Below are 16,103 nucleotides of genomic sequence, written 5' to 3' on the forward strand. Positions count from 1 at the left end.
TATGCCCCAGACAGTGACTGCTCCCCTCCACCGCAGAAAAGCAGGCCAGGCAGTTGTACTCGTCTTGGTCGGGACGCTGACGGTCATGGCCGGCGCGACCGTTGCGCCGGCCATCCCTGGAATCCAGCGAACTTTCGGAGACGCCGCGGACGTCGAGTTGATGGCCAGGATGGTCACCACCACCCACGCTCTGGCAATCGTGCTCTTCTCACCGTTCTCAGGCTTCGTCGTGGAGCGCGTCAGCGCTAGGAACGGGCTGATGCTCGGCTTGCTTGCCTTCAGCATCGGTGGAAGTTCAGGGTTCTATCTCCCCACGCTTCCCACGATCCTCATTGGCCGGGCCGTTCTCGGAATCGGAGTTTCACTGGTACTGACCAGCGGAATGACGATGATTGCGGATCTGTACGAAGGTGTGAAACGGCAGCGGTTGTTGGGATGGCAGACAGCTGCGGGCGCATTCGGCGGTGCGGTTCTCCTCTTGGGAGGCGGAGCCCTTGCCGCATTGGATTGGCGGGTTGTATTCCTTGTCTACCTGCTGGGCATCGCATACATCGTCCCAGTGCTGATCTATCTTCCCAGGCCCCGAAGAAAAGCAGAAACTTCTCTGACTCCAGGAAACACGTCCGAGTCCGTCGAACGCCAGACCAAGAAGGTTCCATCGACAGTCGCCGCAGCCCTTGTCGCCATGCTGCTGGGGCAGATTGCTTTTTACTCCGTTCCCGTACAAGTCCCGTTTCTTGTCGAGAATGATTTCGGTGCCAGTTCGATCGTCTCCGGAGCAGTCATCGCCGCACAGACGTTCACCACTGGTATGGTATCGACGCGTTTCGCATTTTTTCGTCGCTTCGCGGCCGAATCCGGACTGGTAGCGCTCTCCTTCTTGGGAATTGGAGTCGGCTACCTCGTACTCTTCCTCGCTCAAAACGCCCTTGTCCTGACGGCCGGTCTGGTAATCATGGGAACCGGTCTAGGAATCCTCATTCCCAATCTCAACAATTGGGTTATGGGCGAGGCAGCACCCCGAATGCGTGCCCGTTACGCGAGCCTCCTGACGACCTCGTTGTTTCTGGGGCAGTTCCTGGCCCCGATCGTGACCCAGCCGGTCGTGGAGGCAATCGGTGTCCAGCACCTTTTCGCTGTTGTTGCCACTGGCGCGCTCGTGGTCGCTGTCGTGTACTTCATCGCGGGACGGCCTCTGGGCCGCACGCCTTCCCATCGGACGAGGTCTGCGGCTTTCGACCGGCCAGAGAAATGCGAACGAGCCGGTCCAACCGGTTGACACAGCCACTTCCTCCGATTCAAGCCTTTTTGAAACAATTGCCCAATCAGCAGCCATTAGGGAAAGCATGTCTAATCCTCTCCGACTGACAATTATCTGTTCCAGCGTCCGGGAGGGCCGCTTCGGTCCCACCGTGGCAAAGTGGTTCACGCAACAGGCCGAACAGCGCCGCGACCTCCAGGTCGGCTTCGTAGACCTTCTCGACTTCCAGCTGCCGCACCAGCTGACGGGTTCCCCCCAACCGCCAGCTACCGAGATGCTGTCGATCTTGCCCCCTCAACTCGATGAGGCCGAAGCCTTCGTCGTGGTCACTCCCGAGTACAACCACAGCTTTCCTTCCTCATTGAAAAGTCTGCTCGACTGGCAGAGGACCCCTTGGCAGGCAAAACCCGTCGGTTTCGTCTCCTACGGCGGCCTGGCCGGTGGTCTGCGCGCGGTCGAACAGTTGCGGCCGATCTTCAGTGAATTGCACGCGGTGACCGTGCGCGACGTGGTCAGCTTCCACATGGCGTGGGACCTGTTCGACGAAAACGGGGACTTGAAAGACCCGGAAGGCTCCTCGGCGGCAGCCAAGATTTTGCTGGATCAGCTCGCCTGGTGGGGACTCGCCCTGCGTGAGGCAAGGGAGAAGCGGCCCTACGGAGGATAGAAGCCCTGTTCTTTGCAGTGGGCCGTCAAGCACGGCTCTGCGGGGGTCTGGACGTTGTCATGCAGACCCCCGCACGGATGCACGCGCGTGGACTCCGTTGTGTCGACCGTCTTGCGAGGCAGCCATGTCAGCGCCCGTCACAGGTCAATCCGCAGCACCAAGCCCTGCTGCGGTTTTCGTGCTCCTCTCGGCTTCGACCCTCACCGTCATGGCCGGTACCGTCCTCTCCCCCGTCCTCACCGCCATCCGGCATGACCTCGACCTCACCGAGACAACTGCCGGGCTCCTGCTCACCGCGCACGGCCTGTCGTTGGCCGTCACCAGTCCACTGGCCGGTCGGCTGGTCGATACTCTCGGGCCCCGCCGTCTCCTGTCCGCAGGACTCCTGTTATACGGCGTTGCCGGCTCGTCCGGCCTTTTGACGACCTCATATCCGGTGCTGATCGCTCTTCGCCTGCTTTTCGGCGTCGGTGCGGCAGTGGTGTTCGTGGCAGCGACTGTGGCCCTGTTGTCACTCTGCTCCGGGACAGGCCAGGACCGTCTGATCGGGTGGCGTTCGGTGGCCATCAGCTGTGGAGGAATCGTTTGGCCCTTGGTGAGTGGGGCGCTCGGGAGTATCGCCTGGAGCTGGTCCTTCGCTGTCTATTTCGTCGCTGTTCCGCTGGGCGTGATGGCACTGTTCACCGTTCCCGAGTCCCGGGTGAGCAGTGCAGGCCCCCGCGTAGGCTCACTCGTGCTGCTCCGACGCAAGCCCGTTCTCCTTTCCCTTTACGCTCTGTCTTTTCTCAGTTCCCTGCTGCTGTACGTCATGGCGGGGTTCCTTCCCCAGCGGCTCGCCGAAACCGGTCTTTCCCATCCCTTTCTGATTTCCCTCTACATCATGGCCACGTCACTGTTCGGAACCCTGGGAGGGTTGGCCTACGTGCGGTTCCGGGGACGTCTGCAACACCAAACAGTGATCCGGACGGCTGCCGTCTGCTGGATGGTCGGGCTGGTTGTGGCGGGTTTGGCAGACCGGCCGGTCTTGCTGATCCTGGCTCCGGCGTTCTTCGGAAGCGGGATGGGCATCGCCGTTCCCGCTCTGACGGTCCTGATCGGCCGGGCGGCTCCGCCCAGCGCGCGCGGCCTGGCCACGTCGATGTCGGCCACAGCCGCTTTCACCGGCCAGTTCTGTGCACCGCTTCTGATCGGCCCCCTGATCGGTGCCACTTCGCTGGGCACAGGTTTCCTCGCAGCCGCGGCGATAGCGGCGGTTGTGGTGATCTCGCTCAGCGCCGGATGGCGCTTGTCCTGTTCCGCAGGCCCCGATACAGCCCCGCCGGATACGATCCGGCGATCGGCGAATCGGCCAGACACCACCGAGGTGCACTGAGATGACCGATGTCCACGAGATCATGCTCGCTGCCGGTGACGTCAAGCTGTCGGCGCTGCTCGCCGAACCCACTCATGCTCCGCCGCGGGCAGTCATCGTGGCCGTACACGGCAGCGGCATGCGGGCCGGTTATTTTCATGGCCAAGCCACCCCTGAACTGTCGCTGTTGGCCCTCGGTGCACGCCTGGGCTTTACCGTATTGTCCATCGATCGCCCTGGTTACGGGTTGTCCGCGCTCCGCCTCCCCAAGGGGCAGGAACTCAACGGACAGGTCACGACACTGCTCGCGGCGCTGACCGACTTCACCCGCAGCCGCCCGACCGGAGCGGGGTTGTTCCTTCTGGCGCATTCTCACGGAGGCAAGCTCGCGCTCGCAGTCGCCGCAGACGAAAGGAGACCGAACTTCATCGGGGCCGATGTCTCCGGTGTCGGCTATCGCTATGCGGAGGACGTCCGAAGCATGCCGGCTTTCGACACCCGAGCGGCTCAGCTCAAGCACTGGGGTCCCCTGGGTCTCTATCCGCCCGACACTTTTCGTCTGGCCGCATCGCTCACCGCAACCGTGCCCGAGCGGGAACAGGAGGAACTACTCGGCTGGCCGGACGTCTTCGCCGATATCATCGGCCGAGTGAACATCCCGCTCCGGTTCACTTTCGCCCAACACGAGCGCTGGTGGAGTCACGACGAGGAGGCGCTGACCGAACTGGCCGAACTGTTGCCGACCGGAGCCAGGATGGAGCGGTTGCCGAACGCCGGACACAACATCAGTCTGGGCTGGGCCGCACGGTCTTACCATCTGAAAGCTCTCGCCTTTTTGGAGGAGTGCCTGGTTTCTCGGGAAGTTGGTCAGCAGGGCGCCGATTCGCCCTGACGGATCTCCAGCCGACGTGGCCCTGGCCCCTCTTCACCCAGTTCATCGTAGGGATTTGCCAGAGTGCACCGTTCCAGGGTGAGGCAACCGCACCCGATGCAGTCGGTCAATTTGTCACGCAAACCGATCAACTGGGCGATGCGCGTTTCCAAGTCGGCTCGCCAGTGCTCGGATACGCAGGCCCAGTCCTCTTGGGTCGGGGTTCGGCCCTCCGGGAGCAGATCGAGGACGTCTCGGATCATGCCGAGTGGAATCCCGACCCGCTGGGAGACGCGGATAAACGCCACCCGACGCAGGACGTCCCTGGTGTAGCGGCGTTGGTTCCCGCTGGTGCGATTGCTCCGGATCAGTCCTTCGCGTTCGTAGAAGCGAAGCGTGGAAGTGGGAATTCCCATGCGTTTTGCGACTGTGCCAATCGTCAACTCCTTGGCAAAGGGGGGGTTCAACATGGCTATACCGTACGGGCAACTTAATCTATGGTTCAACTTTGCGCGGTCCTTGGCCCCACTCTTGGCCCGAGTCCGAGGCCGGGGTCTCCAGCGGCGCGAACAGCGGGGTGAATATCGTGTGCCATGGAGGGACCTCGGACGCCCAACAGCAAACGACAATCACGTAATCACCGGCCAAAGAGTTCCAGCGTCGTGTTTTCGCTTGTCGGATTCCTCCCCCACCGGACAGAGGAGGCCGGGGTTTCGGGGCCCTCCGAATGCACTAGCCGAAACACTGTCCGGCCCGGGTCCTTCCTCCGGGAGGGGTAACTTCATCGTTTCCGGGCTCTTGGGGGAGCCCGCCGAAACCCACTCCGCACCACGTCCTTACTCCCGGGGAGTCCCCCGCTCGGAGGCGGCCCAGAACTCCGAGGCCCCGAGAGAGGGACGGGCAGCCGCAATCGCCCATTGCCGGGTCCTGTCCTGATGCTCCCCTGCCTAGCCGGCCCACTCCGCCCATGGGCCGAGGGTGAAGCCGCCGCCCTCCCGTCGGACTTCCACCGCGCCCGCGCCGCCGAAGTGCGAGGGGACGAGCAGTTCCCGTTCGTCGGCTGCCCGTTCGAGGATCCGGCGGCGACTGGCCACCGCCTGCCTCGGTGCCAGGCAGGCATTGCTGTTGCAGCAGGGGTGGAGGATCTGCACCGGGCTGTGCAGCAGGTCTCCGACGAAGACCGCCCGGTCCCTCCCCGACTCCAGTCGGACAACGGACGACCCGGGGGTGTGGCCCGGCGCGGACTCCAGGGTGAGGTGCTCGTCGAGGCGGTGCAGGCCGTCCCACAGCACGACCTGCCCCGCCTGGTGGACGGGGGCGACGCTGTCCTCGTAGATCAGGCGGTCGACCTCCTGCGCGCCGTTGCCGTACGCGTTGTCCGGACCGTAGTGGAAGTCGTCCGCGGCGGGCACGAGATACCGGGCGTTGGGGAACGTCGGTACCCACTGCCCGTCCGCGTCGACGGTGTTCCAGCCGACGTGGTCGACGTGGAGGTGGGTGTTGACGACGACGTCGACGTCCTGGGGGCGCACACCGCCCTTCTCCAGGAGGCCGAGGAAATCGCCCTGGCAGTGGTGGAACGGCGCCATCCCGGGCCGTTCGCGCCCGTTGCCCGCCCCGGTGTCGACCAGGACGGTCCGCCCGCCGCTGCGCAGTACCCAGGTCTGCAGCGCGAGCACCGTCGAGTCGTCGCCTGGCCTCCAGTGGTCCGGTACCAGCCAGTCCTCGTTGTCCTTCCAGGCATCCGCGCTTGCTTCCGGGAACATGGTGGAGGCGGGCAGGAACGGTTCGTGCCACTCGATGATCCTGATGACCTCGACGTCCCCCAGCACCATGCTCTGCACACTGTCGTTCTCGTTCGTCATGCGTTCGCCCCTAAGAAGGCCGAATGAGCTTCTCAATGCGTATCGGGCTCAATGAAATACGCATCCGTCTCACGCTTCATACGGGAAATATCCTGAGTGGATGGATGTGGTGAGTGACGCGATCTCAGCCGTACACCTGGGGCACCCCTGGTCCCACCGCGTGCGGACGAGCGGGAGCTGGTGCGCGCGGCTGGACCCGTACGACGGCGCGGGCTTCTACGTCGTCCTGAAGGGCAGCTGCTGGCTGTCGACCGACAGCGGCGGCCCGGTGTCCACGGCGGTCTGACACCGAAGACGCGGTCGGGGAAGCGCGCTCGGGCTCACCTCGTGAGGGGCGCCACCCCCAGGAGGGCTGCGGTCCTGGTGTAAACGGCGCCGGCGAGGGTGTCGTCGAGAGCCGGGCGCGAAGGGGTGTCGGGCCGGGACGCGCTGAAGAAGCCTCCGCTGGGGTGGGGGCGGGCGAGGCCGTGGCGAGCCAGACAGGGGTCCGCACCCCTTCGTCCGGGGTGACGGAGAACGGTCGGAACAACGGGGCGCTCAACCGCATCAGCCCGCCGGCGTTGCTGTTCATCGCGGTGCCCTTGACCATGCCGGGATTGGCGCTGTAGACGCTCATCCCCTCGGGCAGGCGGTGGGCGAGTTCCCGCGCCGCCAGGAGGCCGACGAGCTTGCTCGTCGCGTAGACGTTGATCTGGTTGTAGAAACGGTTGCTCCACGATGTTCCCGCGACATCCGGATCGGCGGCGTCGAGCCTTCCCCGCTTCTCCACGAACGAGGACATGTTGACGATCCGCGCCCGGGGCGCGAGCGCCCCTTCGGCCAGCAGGGCGTGAGTGAGCAGGAACGGGGCATGGTGGTTGAGCGCGTAGGTGCGCTCCGCGCCGTCGGCCGTCTGCTCGTACCGGGGGAAGGCCGCCCCCGCGTTGTTGATGAGGACGTCCACCGGGCGGCCGTGGGCGGCCAGCTCCACGGCCAGCGCCCGTACCCGCGACCACTGCTCCAGGTCGGAGGTGTATGTCCTGGGCGGAGCCGCTTCCCGGCCGGCACGGGCCCCGCCGTACAGGCGTTCGGCGGCGGCCCGGGTGCGCGCCGCGTCCCGGCCGACGAGGACGACGCTGTGCCCGGCCCCGACCAGGTGGCGTGCCATCACCAGACCCAGGCCGGAGGCTCCGCCCGTGATGACGGTGGTCCTGCTGTCCATCACCGCTGTTCCTTTTCCGACGGGGCCATGACGTCGGCGGTTTCTCCTGTCGGGCGGGTGTCGTCGACCGCTTGGCGGAGAAGCGCGTGCAGGCGCAGCCTGCTCTCGCGGTCGAGACGGGCGAAGGGTGAGTGCTCGGTGGTGTGCCGGACGACGCGATCACGCAGCGCGCATCCTTCGGGGGTGAGCTGGATGACCTTCACACGGCGGTCGGTGGGGTGGGGGACCCGGCGCACCAGACCGCGCTTCTCCAGCCGGTCGATCATCGAGGTGGCGGTCGAGGCGTCGCACCGCAAGCGGTCGGCCAGCCGGCGCGCGGTCATCTCCCGCCCCCTGCTCAGCCTCCACAGCGCATCGGTCTGGGTATCGGTCAACCCCGCTTCCCGGGCCAGTTCCTTGAGCTCGGTGTGCACGTGGGCGCGAATCGCGAACAGACAGTCGTGGAGCTCTTCGTTCAGTTGCCGGTCGTCCATGACCACCAAAATACATGGAAAACCCAATCATTGGAACATCCACACATCAGATGGGCGGCCCCACCGCCTGCCCCGCACCGAGATCCCGACCGACGAGAAGAAGAGACCGCGATCGGCTCCTTGAAGCACGGCCGCACGTATCTCGCGCCGGCGGGAGTCGTGGTGGAGCGAACGCCGAGCGGCAACGGGACCCACTGGGAATTTGCCCGTCGGGCGGGGGCTACCCGGCGGGTGGGGCGTCGCGCACGCCCGCACCGGCCCCCGACCGACGGCGAGGGCGAACGGCCAGAAGCGTTCACAGGATGGTCGTACCACTGCGACCAGCACCGATTCCGCGCCGCGATCAGCCGTCCTCCCGCCGCCGGCGCAACCGGCCTCCCCGGTCGGCACACCTGGTACCACGATGACAGCAGGAGCCGGCGCGCACACCACGCGTCCGCGAAGTCCCTCCGGACACGTGGGAACGAGCCATGGGGCGAACGCGGACGACTACCCCCCGTCTCGGCGGGCTTCCCGCACACTCGACAAAAGCCCGGGCCAACCGAAGGAGACGACAAACACCGCTGTCAGGAGCAGGAACGCTCCGACGAAAAACGGTGCCCGCAGGCCGAACCCGTCAGCGACGAGACCTCCGGCCAACGCGCCCAAGGGGGACAGACCGTTACCGACAAACCGGTAAGCCCCGTTGACCCGACCGAAGAGGGCAGCGGGAATGACCGTCTGCCGGATGGTGGCCGTCACCACGTTGAAGACCGAGATCCCCACTCCCACGAACGCCAACGCCGTGGCGGCCACCACGGCGTCCGTCGTGACCCCGCCGACCAAGAAGGCAACGGGGCACATCAGGAGCACGGCCTTCAACGCACGCCCCCGTCCGACCGCGGCCACGAGTCCTGGTGCGACCAACAAACCGACCAGACCGCCCACGGCGATAAAAGCCAACAACAGTCCGTAGCCGGTTTGGCTGATTCTCAGCACTTCCAGCGCGTACAGCACGGCGATCCCCAACACCCCGACCACTGCGAAGTTGAGCACACCACCGAGCAGGCACAGAGTCCGAAGGGTCTGATGACGCCAAAGCCAACGAACCCCGAAAACCATCTCCGACCACAACACGGCAGGGGTGAGCGGAACGCATGATCGCGCCGGGTCGCCGCCGACCGTCCGGAGGCTGAACACCAATACCGCCGAGACCACGAACGACAGCGCGTCGACTACGAACGGTGTCGGCTCGGACAGCACGAACAACGCGGTGCCAAGCGGTGCGCCCACGAATTCCACCGTGACGAACTGCCCGCCGAGGATTCGGCTGTTGGCCGTGTCGAGTGTCTCTTTATCGGCCACGTCCGGAACAACTGCCTGAGACAGGTTGTTGGACATGGTCTGGACGGAGCTCAGGGAAAAGGCGGCTATCGCGAGCACGACGACCCCGACCTGGCCTGCCAGCATGAGGGCCACGAATACGACGAGCACTGCCACCCGCACGACGTCACAGATCCACAGCGCGCGCCAGCGGTCGACGCGGTCGACGAGCACTCCCGCGAAGGGCCCCACGCAGGCCCACGGCAGCTTCCCCGCCAGAGTGACCATGGCGACCTGGACCGGGTCGCGGGTGAGCGCGGCGGCGAACACCGCGAGGGCGGTCGTCCTGATCCCGTCCCCCAGACCGGAGACGACCATAGCGGTCCAAAACCGCCAAAAGGCCGGAGAAAAACTCTTGCCCGAGGCTTTAGCCATCAACCTTCTCACTACTCAGGGGCCCGGCAATGGTTTCGGTCCTGACGAACGGCGCCTCTCGGCTCGGCCCGGAGCCGCCGGGTTTTGCGCGTCCGCCCGAAACACGCCGAATCCGTTCGGGGAATTCTTCCTCGCCACCGCAGACAAATCCCGAAATAACGAATACACGAAAAACCGTTTTCCCGGGAAGGGAAACCCGAAATCCCGATTGAACCGAAACCCGCTCCCGCGACTTCACCCGCCATCGGCAAAGCCGACTGCCGAATCGTCTCGACCCCGATGGAAAACCAAGAAATGCAAAGACGATCGAATTCGGCGAAAATTTATTTCCCACCCACCCTCGACCCTATGAAAAAATGGGGAACCGGAAGGAGCTGTAAGCCCCTCCCGGTTTTCGCCGACCGCAGATTTCATAGACCCGAAGGAATCACTTCGTTGGCCACCAGTTGTTCCAGTGTCTGGCGCGAGCGGATCAGATCCAGCGACCCATCCGCCCGACGCAAGACTTCCGCCGCTTCCGGATAGGAATTGAAGTTCTTCATGGACATACTGGAGCAGTAGCTACCGGCTCGTTCGATCACGAGGTAGTCCCCGATTTCGGTACGTCCGAGCGACGCGGGCGCCAGCGCCTCCTCCGGCTGGTAGACGGCCGTGAGGACATCACCGGCGATGCAGCAGTGCCCGACCACGTTGCATTTCTCGACTTCTGTACGCAGGGGCCCTTCCGCGGGCACGGAGACGAGCGGATGGGTGACGCCGTAGTACGACGGACGCGCGATTTCCGTCAGCCCACTATTGATCTTGAGGAAGGTCTGCCCTTCGCTCCCGGTATCGGTCCTGTCGATGACACGTGTAACCAGCGCACCGGACAGTGCCGTCAGGAACGTGCCCGGCTCCACCTCGATCCGCAGCCTACGGCCGGTCTCCTCGGCGAAAGTGGTCAGCTCATCGGCGACGACACGGGCCCACTCCGTGTGGTCGTACTCGGGATCGCTCAACAATGCCTTGACCCGGTAACCGCCGCCCAGGTCGAGCGTCTGCACGTCAGGGAATTGCCGGGCGATGGCCAGCAGTTTCTTCACCGCGTCCACGAGGATGTTCCAGTGGTGACCGGAACCGATATGCGACTGAAGCCGCACCAGTTTCAGGCCGTATTCTTCCAGCGCGGCCTTCATCTCGGGAATCTGGTCGTGCCAGATACCGAAGCTGGAGTTGACACCACCGCTGTTGAGCCGATTCACCAGCCCCGACCCGAACCCGGGATTGACCCGCACCGCGATCGAACCACTGGGATACTGCTTTCCGTATTCCGTCAATTGGTGCAGCGACCCCGCGTCGAACTGCAGCCCTTGGTCGATGAGTTCCTTGAGGCTGTGGTCGAAGACGGCCTCTTGGGCGGTGAGAGAGATCCTTCCGGGGTGGACGCCGGCGAGCACCGCCCGGCGAGCCTCCCATACCGAACTCGCGTCGAACGCGAACCCCTCTCGATCGAAAAGCCTGATGATCGCCTGGCTCGGACAGGCCTTGAGGGAATACCGGACAGTCAACCCGAAAGCATTGGGAAGTGCAGCCATTTCCGCGGCCGCCCTCTTGATCGTCGCCTCATCATAGACAAATGTAGGAGTACCGAACCGTTCGGCGACCATCCTCACATCGTCCGGTGAGAGAAATTTCAGCGATTCCACTTCGACGTCCATGGAAACTCAATTCTTTTCGGAGAAGAAAAGGATGTTCTATTCATCAGCGGTATTCGTTGTCGATTGCGAAGACCTGTTCGGCGAGGGCTCGGACAAGATCCGGGTACGCACCCGCAACCGGTTGCCGTAACCGTCCGGGTCGGCCTGCAACAGAATCTGGTGCAATGTACGCAACCCGTGATGCGGTGTACCCGGCCATAGGTGGTGCACCGTGTGGTAGCCATCGCTGTGGGGGTGGATCAGCCATCGTTGCAGCCGCCCGAGGTTGGTGACCGTGGAGTCGAAAACCGTGTCGGCGTCCGTGTAGCTGTGCTCACTGCTCTCCGCGATGAAACGCAGCACCGGCAAGGCAAGAAAGTGGGCCGCCGCCCAAACGGCCAGGCCTGCGGCGGCTGACGCCACCCCCCATAGCAGGAACGCAGGCAACGCGATTGTCAGCAATGCCCAGAGCAACGGCATGGCGGCGCTGACCGGATCGGCTGCGGTGGCGCGTAGCCATCCGCGCTGATAGGAAACGAGTCGCGGAACGAGACCGCGGACAAATGAGGCCAGGCTGCTGCGATCCAGGCCTTCGATGTCCAACTCGCGGTAACGCTGCCGGTCGGGGTCTTCGTCGGTCCCCAACCGCCCGTGGTGGAACAGGTGCGAGGCACGGTAGTCACCGATCCTGATACCGGTCGGCCATCCGCACAGTACTGCGGCAAGCGTGTCGTTGACCTGTCGGCGCCGTCGGCTCCAATTGAAGTGGCTGGCCTCGTGCACCAGACATTCCATAGCCCTCAACTGGCGGCCCACGAGACACACCGCGACAAGTGTTCCGGCGATTCCAGCACTCACCGACCAGCCGTACAAAAAGACGGTGGTCACCACCATGGAGGGAATCGACACGTGGTCCACCAACGCGACGAACACAGTGATCGGAAGCCTCGTACGGTGCGCTTCACCAATCAACTCGCGTGTTTCGGGCACTTGCCGATAACCACGCTTGTAAGGCCGCGTGATCGGCCCCGGAGAGGGGGGCATGGGCATCGCGCACCTCCCGGTCATGAGATTCCTGCTCCGCCCTTGCGCATGAAAAATTCTCAAGGGCTCGGTCCAGGAAGTTCCTGTCGATCCCACCTTCGGTTGGACGATCGTCGAACGGTAGTCAGGGGAAAACCGGACTTCCCGAGGAGCGCACCTGCCCCGACCGTGGAGACAGTCGGTGACAGGAGAATCGATGACGGACGACCTGAACCCAGCGGCGCTGCGCCGCGCGGTCGAAGAGCTGTCCCCTGAGAAACGAGCGTTGTTGAGTTCGCGACTGGCCGACCGGCAGACGGCCGGCACAACCATGCGGGCCCTGCCTCGGGGAACAGGCGTCCAGCGCTTCCCTGCGTCACCTGGGCAGGAACGATTGTATTTCTTGCACCAGCTGGCTCCTGCCGCGCCGGTCCACCTGCTTCCGTTCATGGTTCGGCTGACAGGAAAGCTCCGCCCAGAAGCCTTGGCCCTCGCTTGGGACACCATGGTGGAGCGGCACGAGATCCTGCGCACCGGTTTCGAGGTGGACCCACGCGAAGGCCTGACTCAGGCCGTGCGGCCTGCCGGGAGCGTAGAACTCGAACTGACGACGCGGGAAATCGATGCGGACGAAGTGGAATCGCGCGTTGCGGCGCTCGTCACCGAACCTTTCGATCTCTCCTCCGCCCCCTTGGCCCGTGCCACGCTGTGGCGGTTGAGAGGCCGGGACGACGAGTGGGTACTGGCTTTGTGCGTACACCACATCATCGTGGACGGCTGGTCGATCGGTGTCCTGGTGGACGAACTCGTCCAGGCCTACACCGCTGTCGTCACCGGATCACCCTCGCCCTTGCGGCCCCTTCCGGTGCAATACGCGGACTTCGCCCATTGGCAGCGGAACTGGCTCTCCAGCGACTCGGCACGCGAGCAGCTCGACTACTGGCACGGGGCGCTGGCCGGCACGAGCAGGCTGCTACTGCCCACCGACCGTCCCCGCGACGCCGGACAGGCAACGATCGGTGAAGCCGTACCGTTTCGGCTGGATCGGGAACTGACCGCAAAGCTGGAGGCGCTGGCACGGTCGGAGCAGTCGACAGTGTTCATGGTCCTGCTCACGGCGCTTTGCTCGGTACTGGGCCGATGGGCTGACCAGGACGACATGGTGGTGGCAACCCCGGTGGCCGGTCGGCCGACACCCGAGGTCGAGCGGCTGGTCGGCTTTTTCGTCAATACGGTCCCCATACGGGTCGAGCTGGGCACGGCGGTTTCGTTCCGCGACCTGCTGCGCCGGACCCGAGCATCGTGTCTGGCGAGCTACGAACACCAGGACATCCCCGTCGAACGCATCGTCCAAAAGGTGGACGGGGAGCGTCACGGGGGACGATCGACGCTGTTCAATGTGATGTTGGCGTTGCGCAACGTCCCGATCGGCACGATCGACCTACCAGAGGTCGAAGCCGAAGTAATCGACTTCCCCCCGACGAGCACCGATTTCGACCTGACGCTGGAACTCGCACCGGACGGCACGGACGGGCTCCGGGGGTGGCTCGTCTACTCCGCCAACCTCTTCGATCCCGCCACTGTGGAACGGATCGCGGCGGGCGTACGGGAAACACTGTCGGCCGCGGCAGCCTCCCCTGACAGCACGCTGAGTGGGCTTCCCGTCGTTTCCCCCGAGGAGCACGCCCTTCTGGTCGAGGAATTCAGTGGAAGGACCGCCTCACCCTTGACCAGCCGACCGTTGCTGGCATGGTTCGACGATCACGTGACCGCCTCTCCTGCGGCCCCGGCCGTGACTGCCGGGGGTGAGACCCTGACCTTTGCCGAGCTCGACGAACGCGCCGATCGACTCGCGCACTGGCTCCGCCGGACCGGTGTCGGCGTGGAGGACAAGGTAGGAGTCTGCCTCAACCGGGACCTGAACCTGATCGTCTCGTTGGTCGCGGTGCTCAAAATCGGCGCTGTATTCGTCCCACTGGAAGCAGACCAGCCGCGCGAACGAATCGCCATGATCGTCGCGGACGCGTGCCCGGGCCTGGTACTCACGACCTCGTCGATCGATGCGGAGCTCGATCTGGCTACGCGCACTATTCGGCTTGACGAAGTCGATCTGGGGACGGGCCGGGTCGACCTGTCCGGCGTCGCGGTCGCCGGACTCAATGCCGCGTACGTGCTGTATACGTCCGGTTCCACCGGAGTCCCCAAAGGGGTGGTGATCACCAGGGAGGGCTTGGCGAACCGCGTCCATGGAATGTGCGCGGAATTCGGTTTCAACCGCGACGACAAAGTCCTGCATCGGACACCGTTGAGCGCGGACACCGCCATGTGGGAACTGCTCGTGCCGTTGTTCTGCGGCGGCGAGTTGGTCATGGCCGAGAAGGGGCGGCACGTCGAGACGCCCTATCTCTATGACACGATGTCGCTGCACGGGATAACTACCTGTTTTTTCGTACCGTCGGCGCTGCGCCTGGTACTCGCCTCTCCGGGATTCGACAGTGCCGCACGCACATTGCGTTTGCTGATCTGCGCCGGCGAGGAGCTCCCGGCGGAACTATCGGAGCGGGTGATCGCTCTCGCGCCGCACACAAAGCTGATCAACTCCTACGGGCCCACCGAGGCCACGATCAACGTCGCCGAGCACTGGGTGACCACACCTGTCCCGACACCGGTGCCGATCGGCCGCCCCGTACCCGGCGCCGACCTGTACGTGCTCGACGATTCGATGCGAGTGCGGCCCATCGGTGTGCCGGGCGACCTGGTCGCCGGTGGGGCCCAATTGGCTCGCGGGTATCTCGCTCGACCGGCGCGGACCGCAGAGGCCTACGTTCCTCACCCCTTTCGGCCGGGCGAACGGCTCTATCGCACCGGTGACAGGGCGCGCTGGCGGACCGACGGTGCGCTGGAGTTCTTGGGCCGGGTGGACAACCAGGTGAAGGTTCGCGGCTACCGGGTCGAGCTGGGCGAAGTCGAAGCCACGCTCCGCGGCCATGAAGACGTCGTGGAAGCAGTGGTCCTCCCCCAAACCGATTCCCGGTCCGAGCTTCGGCTGATGGCGTACCTGACCGCCCGGGACGGGCTGCTTCCATCGGCAGCGTCGCTGCGCACGCACATGGCCAAGTTCCTCCCTTCGCCGATGATCCCGTCCGTTTTCGTCACCGTGGACTCGTTCCCGTTGACCGGGTACGGCAAAGTCGACCGGGGCGCCCTGTCCACAACCGCGGCAAAGGTACAACCGACCGAGGCGGCTCGGGTCACGCCGTCCGACGCCCTACAGGAGGTACTGGCCGCGATCTGGAGCCGTGTCCTGGACGTCCCGCGTGTCGGTGTGCGCGACGACTTCTTCACGCTGGGCGGGCATTCCCTACTGGCCACCCTGGTGGTCGCCCAAATCCGCGATCTGTTCCGGCTCGAACTTCCCATGCGCTTCTTCGTAGACGCGCCGTCGATCGCCGAATTGGCCGAGCTGTTGCGGTCGCACGGCGCCCGGCAGGGCGTCGACGTCGACCGGGTCGCCGCCCTGATCCTCACCGTGGAACGGATGGCCCCTGCCGACGTCGAGTCCGCGCTCACCGACCCGACGGCTCCGTGACGACGGTTCGGCCGAGACGGCAGCCCGTACCGTCTGTTTTTTCAAGCCCCGGCACGCGGTTGGCAAACAGATCACTTGACCGAGGAGGGGCTTGGCCGACCGAAGGCGCCGGACGGCACGGCAGGATCCGGTGACGCGCTGTTTTCACCGTGCCGTCCGATCGCATCTCTTTCCAAGGCCCCGAGGAGGCCACGCCTGGCGCGGCCGTCGCGCCTCACCGTCCGCCGAGATCGTCGTCAGGTCAGGTCGATGCGTTCCTGCTCCACCGGGTAGCCGGCCCTGGCGAAGGTCGCGGCCATCGGGGTGTTGGTCACGTCCGTGCCCGCCACGATCCGGTCGACGCCCTCGGCCGCCAGCAGGTGCGTGGCCTCGACAAGCAGGTCGTAGGC

The 16,103-nt window shown here is 64.8% G+C and carries 12 protein-coding genes and 1 pseudogene; 6 read left to right on the forward strand and 7 right to left on the reverse strand.

From position 1 onward, the window contains the following. Nucleotide 1 precedes the first annotated feature (1 nt). From QSJ59_RS14910 to QSJ59_RS14925, 4 genes are all read left to right on the forward strand, one after another. Nucleotides 2-1,279, forward strand: a complete 1,278-nt coding sequence (locus QSJ59_RS14910; RefSeq protein WP_285760136.1) for an MFS transporter — start codon at nucleotides 2-4, stop codon at nucleotides 1,277-1,279. A 67-nt stretch (nucleotides 1,280-1,346) separates the two neighbouring features. Beyond that, a complete protein-coding gene (locus tag QSJ59_RS14915) occupies nucleotides 1,347-1,928 on the forward strand; it encodes an NADPH-dependent FMN reductase (RefSeq protein WP_285760137.1) in 582 nt (193 codons plus the stop codon). 124 nt (nucleotides 1,929-2,052) lie between these two features. Further along, entirely contained in the window at nucleotides 2,053-3,300 is a 1,248-nt protein-coding gene (locus QSJ59_RS14920) for an MFS transporter (protein ID WP_285760138.1), read from the forward strand. 1 nt (nucleotide 3,301) lies between these two features. Further along, nucleotides 3,302-4,171: an alpha/beta hydrolase gene (locus tag QSJ59_RS14925; protein WP_285760139.1), complete on the forward strand. Its 870-nt coding sequence runs from the start codon at nucleotides 3,302-3,304 to the stop codon at nucleotides 4,169-4,171. Here QSJ59_RS14925 and soxR read toward each other — a convergent pair. Together soxR and QSJ59_RS14935 are read right to left on the reverse strand one after the other, a co-directional pair. Further along, nucleotides 4,147-4,620 carry a redox-sensitive transcriptional activator SoxR gene (gene soxR / locus QSJ59_RS14930; RefSeq protein WP_285760140.1) on the reverse strand — a complete coding sequence of 158 codons (474 nt, stop codon included), beginning with the start codon at nucleotides 4,618-4,620 and terminating at the stop codon, nucleotides 4,147-4,149. The two genes, QSJ59_RS14925 and soxR, sit on opposite strands and share 25 nt — an antisense overlap. A 477-nt stretch (nucleotides 4,621-5,097) precedes the next feature. Then, complete coding sequence (locus QSJ59_RS14935; RefSeq protein WP_285760141.1) at nucleotides 5,098-6,015, reverse strand: MBL fold metallo-hydrolase; 918 nt, start codon at nucleotides 6,013-6,015, stop codon at nucleotides 5,098-5,100. Nucleotides 6,016-6,115: 100 nt separating this feature from the next. Here QSJ59_RS14935 and QSJ59_RS14940 point away from each other — a divergent pair, with 100 nt between their 5' ends. Further along, a complete protein-coding gene (locus QSJ59_RS14940; protein ID WP_285760142.1) occupies nucleotides 6,116-6,301 on the forward strand; it encodes a cupin domain-containing protein in 186 nt (61 codons plus the stop codon). A 318-nt stretch (nucleotides 6,302-6,619) separates the two neighbouring features. Here QSJ59_RS14940 and QSJ59_RS14945 read toward each other — a convergent pair. The 5 genes and pseudogenes from QSJ59_RS14945 to QSJ59_RS14965 form a co-directional block, all read right to left on the reverse strand. Beyond that, nucleotides 6,620-7,216, reverse strand: a pseudogene (locus QSJ59_RS14945) (SDR family NAD(P)-dependent oxidoreductase); the annotation flags it as partial. Further along, nucleotides 7,216-7,689 (reverse strand): MarR family winged helix-turn-helix transcriptional regulator, encoded by a 474-nt coding sequence (locus QSJ59_RS14950; RefSeq protein WP_285760143.1) that lies wholly within the window; start codon nucleotides 7,687-7,689, stop codon nucleotides 7,216-7,218. The pseudogene QSJ59_RS14945 and the gene QSJ59_RS14950, both read right to left, overlap by 1 nt. Before the next feature lie 489 nt (nucleotides 7,690-8,178). After that, nucleotides 8,179-9,426, reverse strand: coding sequence for an MFS transporter (locus tag QSJ59_RS14955; RefSeq protein WP_285760144.1), 1,248 nt, complete (start codon nucleotides 9,424-9,426; stop codon nucleotides 8,179-8,181). Nucleotides 9,427-9,836: 410 nt separating this feature from the next. Continuing rightward, on the reverse strand, nucleotides 9,837-11,123 hold the full coding sequence (locus QSJ59_RS14960; RefSeq protein WP_285760145.1) for a diaminopimelate decarboxylase: 1,287 nt from the start codon (nucleotides 11,121-11,123) through the stop codon (nucleotides 9,837-9,839). A gap of 36 nt (nucleotides 11,124-11,159) precedes the next feature. Further along, nucleotides 11,160-12,092, reverse strand: a complete 933-nt coding sequence (locus QSJ59_RS14965) for a fatty acid desaturase family protein (RefSeq protein ID WP_285760146.1) — start codon at nucleotides 12,090-12,092, stop codon at nucleotides 11,160-11,162. Between the two features lie 250 nt (nucleotides 12,093-12,342). On the opposite strand from QSJ59_RS14965, the gene QSJ59_RS14970 reads away from it, so the two are divergent. After that, nucleotides 12,343-15,714, forward strand: coding sequence for a non-ribosomal peptide synthetase (locus QSJ59_RS14970; protein WP_285760147.1), 3,372 nt, complete (start codon nucleotides 12,343-12,345; stop codon nucleotides 15,712-15,714). The last annotated feature ends 389 nt before the right edge of the window (nucleotides 15,715-16,103 follow it).

The sequence above is a fragment of the Nocardiopsis ansamitocini genome, from assembly GCF_030268225.1.
In the GTDB taxonomy this organism is placed as follows: domain Bacteria; phylum Actinomycetota; class Actinomycetes; order Streptosporangiales; family Streptosporangiaceae; genus Nocardiopsis_D; species Nocardiopsis_D ansamitocini.

Bases quoted from the DNA above. Each gene is read 5' to 3' on its own strand.
- QSJ59_RS14910 (WP_285760136.1), top strand. From the start codon at position 2: ATGCCCCAGACAGTGACTGCTCCCCTCCACCGCAGAAAAGCAGGCCAG.
- QSJ59_RS14915 (WP_285760137.1), top strand. From the start codon at position 1,347: ATGTCTAATCCTCTCCGACTGACAATTATCTGTTCCAGCGTCCGGGAG.
- QSJ59_RS14920 (WP_285760138.1), top strand. From the start codon at position 2,053: ATGTCAGCGCCCGTCACAGGTCAATCCGCAGCACCAAGCCCTGCTGCG.
- QSJ59_RS14925 (WP_285760139.1), top strand. From the start codon at position 3,302: ATGACCGATGTCCACGAGATCATGCTCGCTGCCGGTGACGTCAAGCTG.
- soxR (WP_285760140.1), bottom strand. From the start codon at position 4,620: ATGTTGAACCCCCCCTTTGCCAAGGAGTTGACGATTGGCACAGTCGCA.
- QSJ59_RS14935 (WP_285760141.1), bottom strand. From the start codon at position 6,015: ATGACGAACGAGAACGACAGTGTGCAGAGCATGGTGCTGGGGGACGTC.
- QSJ59_RS14940 (WP_285760142.1), top strand. From the start codon at position 6,116: ATGGATGTGGTGAGTGACGCGATCTCAGCCGTACACCTGGGGCACCCC.
- QSJ59_RS14950 (WP_285760143.1), bottom strand. From the start codon at position 7,689: ATGGACGACCGGCAACTGAACGAAGAGCTCCACGACTGTCTGTTCGCG.
- QSJ59_RS14955 (WP_285760144.1), bottom strand. From the start codon at position 9,426: ATGGCTAAAGCCTCGGGCAAGAGTTTTTCTCCGGCCTTTTGGCGGTTT.
- QSJ59_RS14960 (WP_285760145.1), bottom strand. From the start codon at position 11,123: ATGGACGTCGAAGTGGAATCGCTGAAATTTCTCTCACCGGACGATGTG.
- QSJ59_RS14970 (WP_285760147.1), top strand. From the start codon at position 12,343: ATGACGGACGACCTGAACCCAGCGGCGCTGCGCCGCGCGGTCGAAGAG.